4 protein-coding genes are annotated in these 5,171 nt (G+C 68.2%); all 4 read left to right on the top strand.

The features are described 5' to 3' along the window. Positions 1 to 3: 3 nt before the first annotated feature. Positions 4 to 735: a carbon monoxide dehydrogenase subunit G gene (locus P2PM1_RS22310; RefSeq protein WP_186400612.1), complete on the top strand. Its 732-nt coding sequence runs from the start codon at positions 4 to 6 to the stop codon at positions 733 to 735. Between the two features lie 242 nt (positions 736 to 977). Further along, complete coding sequence (locus tag P2PM1_RS22315; RefSeq protein ID WP_208985386.1) at positions 978 to 1,469, top strand: (2Fe-2S)-binding protein; 492 nt, start codon at positions 978 to 980, stop codon at positions 1,467 to 1,469. 256 nt (positions 1,470 to 1,725) lie between these two features. Then, positions 1,726 to 4,095 carry a xanthine dehydrogenase family protein molybdopterin-binding subunit gene (locus tag P2PM1_RS22320; protein ID WP_186400610.1) on the top strand — a complete coding sequence of 790 codons (2,370 nt, stop codon included), beginning with the start codon at positions 1,726 to 1,728 and terminating at the stop codon, positions 4,093 to 4,095. Between the two features lie 200 nt (positions 4,096 to 4,295). Next, entirely contained in the window at positions 4,296 to 5,096 is an 801-nt protein-coding gene (locus tag P2PM1_RS22325) for a xanthine dehydrogenase family protein subunit M (protein WP_186400611.1), read from the top strand. Positions 5,097 to 5,171: the final 75 nt, after the last annotated feature.

Consider the following 5,171-nt stretch of genomic DNA (forward strand, 5'->3'; position numbering starts at 1 on the left):
TCCATGGATTTGGTTGGCGAGTATCGATTGTTGGCGGGTCGTGGGGCTGTTTGGTTGGCGCTGAACGACGCGGATGTTCTGCGTCGTTGCATTCCCGGCTGCGAGGAGCTGGAGCAGGTTTCCGAGCGGGAGATGACGGCGACGGTCGTTGCGAAGATCGGTCCTGTGAAGGCGACGTTCAAGGGCGCGGTGACGCTTGAGAACCTGAACCCGCCCGAGAGCTATACGATTGTCGGCGAGGGCAAGGGCGGGGTTGCCGGCTTTGCCAAGGGGTCGGCGGATGTGTCGCTGGTCGAGGAGGGGGCGGAGACGGTTCTGCGCTATGCGGTGAAGGCGCAGGTCGGCGGCAAGCTGGCGCAGCTCGGCAGCCGCTTGATCGTGTCGACGTCGCGCAAGATGGCGGACGAGTTCTTCGGCAAGTTCAAGGAGATCGTTGAGGGCGGCGGGGCCGGGCAGGAGGGTGTCGGCGCTGTCGATCTCGACGAGCCGGATGCGGGCGAGATCGAGGCGGCGAAGAGCGAGGCGCTGTCGCGGCTTCCCGAGGAGGTCGGCGAGGCGGTCTCTGATGCGATCTCTGGCGCGGTGCACGAGGTGGAAGAGCGGGTCGCGAAGGCGGCACGCGAGGTCGAGACCGAGGTCGAGACGGCGGCGGGCCGGGGCTTTCTCGGCGGCCCGATGGTGTGGGGGCTTGCGGCGCTGGCGGTTGTGATCGTGATCCTGGCGCTGACACGATGAAGTTGGCGCGCTGAGGTTGGCACGCTGATCTGGGCGCGCTGTTGCGCCGAGGGTCCGGCAGGCGGCGGCGGTTGATCTGGTCTCGGCGCGCGTTCGGGTACACGGGTTTGGGCACACGGGTTTGGGCAGGTGCGCTCGGGCAGGTGTCCGGGGTGCCGGGTTTGGGCAAACGGTTTGCAGATGCGGGTTCCGCCCCGAGCGGGGAGTGACGGGACCTTGTTGTGGAACGAGGGAGGATTTGCATGGCCGAAGTGAGCATGGTCGTGAACGGCCGGACGGTGACGCGGGTGGTCGAGGACCGGACGCTGCTGGTTGAGTTCCTGCGCGAGGGTCTGGGGCTGACGGGGACGCATGTGGGCTGCGACACGTCGCAATGCGGGGCCTGCGTGGTGCATGTGGATGGCAAGGCGGTGAAGTCCTGCACGATGCTTGCGGCGCAGGCGTCGGGGTCTGAGGTGACGACGATCGAGGGTCTTGCGTCCGGGGGCGAGCTGCACCCGGTGCAGGCGGCGTTCAAGGAGCATCACGGGCTGCAATGCGGCTTCTGTACGCCGGGGATGATCATGGCGGCGGTGGACATGATCGCGCGCCATGGCGGGGGCCCCCTGGACGAGGCGACGATCCGGGCCGAGCTTGAGGGCAATATCTGCCGCTGCACGGGCTACCACAACATCGTCAAGGCGATCGCGGCGGCGAGCGCGACGATGGCGGGGATGAAGACGGCGGCCGAGTAGGCGCGAACAGGGCGCCGGCAGGCCGCCGGCCGGGCCACAGGACAGGCCACCGGACGGAGTTTGAGGCGCCGCCGTCCAGGCAAGGGGCCTGCCGCCGTTCGGGGGGACGGCGATGCGGCGGGCCTGCCGGGAGATTGTTCGAAGCGAACTGTTCGAAGCGATTGGCACGTCGAAGCGATCGACATGAGGAACGCATGCAGGGCGGGTGCCGGGCGGGAGGATGCCGGGCATCGCGGGCCTTGCGAGGGAGGACGAGATGGCAGGTTCGGTTGAAGGTATCGGCGCGCGGGTTCAGCGGCGCGAGGACAAGCGGTTCATCACCGGCAAGGGCCGCTACACGGACGACATGACGGTGGCGGGGATGGCGCATGCGGTGTTCGTGCGCTCGCCGCATGCGCATGCCAGGGTGGTGTCGATCGGGGCGGATGCGGCCCGCGCGATGCCGGGGGTGATCGCGGTCCTCAGCGGCCATGAACTGGTGGCGGACGGGGTCGGCAACCTGATCTGCGGCTGGATGATCCACTCCAAGGACGGCAGCCCGATGAAGATGGGCGCCTGGCGGGCGCTGGAGAGCGAGCATGTGCGCCATGTCGGCCAGGCGGTGGCGGTGGTGATCGCCGAGACGCGGGCACAGGCGCGCGATGCCGCCGATGCGGTGGAGGTGGAATACGAGCCGCTTCCCGCCGTGGTCGATGCGCTGGAGGCGCTGAAGGAGGGGGCGCCGCAACTGCACGAGGAAGCGCCGGGCAACCTGATCTACGACTGGGAGATCGGCGATGCTGCGGCGACCGAGGCGGCCTTCGCCTCGGCAGCGCATGTGACGCGGATGGAGATCCGCAACAACCGCCTGGTGCCGAACCCGATGGAGCCGCGCGCAGCGCTGGCCCAGTACGACACGGCGGAGGAGCACTACACGCTGTGGACGACCTCGCAGAACCCGCATGTGGCGCGGCTCGTGCTGTCGGCCTTCTACAACATCGCGCCGGAGCACAAGCTCAGGGTGATTGCACCGGATGTGGGCGGCGGCTTCGGGTCGAAGATCTATATCTATCCGGAAGAGATGGTGTGTCTGTGGGCGTCGAAGAAGACCGGCGTTCCGGTGAAGTGGACATGCGAGCGCACGGAGGCGTTCCTGACGGACGCGCATGGGCGCGACCACTACTCGCAGGCGGAGATGGCGCTGGACGCGGAGAACCGGATCACCGGGCTGCGGGTGAAGACGGTGGCGAACCTTGGCGCCTATATGTCGCTGTTCTCCTCGTCGGTGCCGACCTATCTCTACGCGACGCTTCTGTCCGGCCAGTATGCGATCCCGGCGATCCACTGCAACGTGAAGACGGTCTACACCAACACGGTGCCGGTGGATGCCTATCGCGGGGCGGGGCGGCCCGAGGCGACCTATCTGCTTGAGCGGATGATGGAGACGGCGGCGCGCGAGGTTGGGATGGACCCGGCCGAGTTCCGGCGGGCGAACTTCATCCGGAGCTTCCCGCATCAGACGCCGGTGATCATGTGCTACGACGCGGGCGACTACGATGCCTCGCTGGAGGCGGCGCTGTCGGCGATCGACTATGCCGGCTTTGCGGGGCGCAAGGCGGAGGCGGCGCGGCGGGGCAAGCTGCGCGGCATCGGCCTGTCCTGCTATATCGAGGCCTGCGGCATCGCGCCGAGCCAGGCGGTCGGTTCGCTGGGGGCGGGCGTCGGCTTGTGGGAATCGGCGGAAGTCAGGGTGAACCCGGTCGGCACGATCGAGGTTCTGACGGGCTCGCACAGCCATGGCCAGGGCCACGAGACGACCTTCGCGCAACTGGTGGCGGAGCGGTTCGGCGTCGGTCTCGACACGGTGGCGATCGTGCATGGCGACACGGACAAGGTGCAGTTCGGCATGGGTACCTACGGCTCGCGCTCGGGCGCGGTCGGCATGTCGGCGATCGTCAAGGCGCTGGACAAGGTGGAGGCGAAGGCGAAGCGGATCGCCGCGCATCTGCTGGAGGCCTCGGAAGGAGACATCGCGCTGGAGGGCGGCACGTTCAAGGTGGCCGGCACGGACAAGGAACTGCCGTTCTTCCAGGTGGCGCTTGCCGCCTATACGGCGCACAACCTTCCCGCCGGCATGGAGCCGGGGCTGAAGGAGGGGGCGTTCTACGACCCGACCAACTTCACCTTCCCGGCCGGGACCTATGTGTGCGAAGTGGAGGTGGACCCGGAGACGGGCAAGGTCGAGATCGTCGACTTCGTTGCGGCGGACGACTTCGGGACGATCATCAACCCGATGATCGTGGAAGGCCAGGTGCATGGCGGTCTGACGCAGGGCATCGGCCAGGCGCTGCTGGAGAACGCGTCCTATGACGCGGACGGCCAGCTGCTGTCGGCGTCCTACATGGACTACACGATGCCGCGGGCGGACGACGTGCCGTCCTACCGGTTGATGACGACGGTGACGGCGTGCCCGGGCAACCCGCTGGGGATGAAGGGCTGCGGCGAGGCCGGGGCGATCGGCTCGCCGCCGGCGGTGATCAATGCGGTCACCGACGCGATCGGGACGAACGCGCTGGAGATGCCGGCGACGCCGCAGGCGGTGTGGGCGGCACTGAAGGCGGCCCGGCCGGCAGAAGCAGCGGAGTGATCTGCGCTGCGCAGGCAGAAGCAGCGGAGTGATCTGCGCTGCACCGGCACAGGCTGCCGAAGAGGGCAGCCGAAGAGGGCAGCGGCGCGATCCGCGCAGGATCTTGATTGAGGATGGCGCTCCCGCACGGCTTGGCCGCGGGGGCGCTGCAGCAGGCGAGCAAGAGGCCCGGCCGGACTGCCGGGCGAGGGAGGAGCGGGATGTACGAGACGACCTATCACCGGGCGACGAGCGTCGCCGATGCGGCGGCGAAGATCGCCGCTTGCGAGGACGGCAAGATCCTGTCGGGCGGCATGACCCTGCTGCCGACGATGAAGCAGCGGCTGGCGGCGCCGTCCGACCTTGTCGACGTGACCCATGTCGCCGATCTGAAGGGGATCACTGAAACGGGTGGGGGCCTGCGGATCGGAGCGGCGACGACCCATGCTGAGGTTGCCGGCTCACTGAGCGTGCGGCGCCTGGCGCCGGGTCTTGCCGAGCTTGCCGGCCATATCGGCGATCCGCATGTGCGCCATCGCGGCACGATCGGCGGGTCGATCGCCAACAATGACCCGGCGGCGGACTATCCGGCGGCGATGCTGGCCTTGGGGGCGACGATCGTCACCGACCGGCGGCGGATCGAGGCTGAGGAGTTCTTCACCGGCCTGTTCGAGACGGCGCTGGAGGAGGGGGAGATCGTGACGGGCGTCGAGATCCCCGCCTGCGCGGCCTGCGCCTATGCCAAATATCCGAACCCGGCCTCGCGCTATGCGATGGCCGGCGTCTTCGTGGCGCGCAGCGACGGCGGCGTGCGGGTGGCGGTGACGGGTGCCGGGTCGAACGGCGTCTTCCGCCACGCGGGGCTGGAACAGGCGCTGTCGCAGAGCTTCACGCCCGACGCGGCAGCCTCCGTCGCGACCGATGCCGACGATCTCATCTCCGACATCCACGGCTCCGCCGACTACCGCGCAAACCTCATCACCGTCATGGCCAAGCGCGCCGTCGCAAAACTCAAAACCTGAAACCCCGAAACCCTCAAACAGACCCACATCCCAAACAAAACACCCCGCCGGAAAAAAACCGGCGGGGTGCTCGTG

Source organism: Stappia sp. P2PMeth1, assembly GCF_900185735.1.
Classification (GTDB): domain Bacteria; phylum Pseudomonadota; class Alphaproteobacteria; order Rhizobiales; family Stappiaceae; genus Stappia.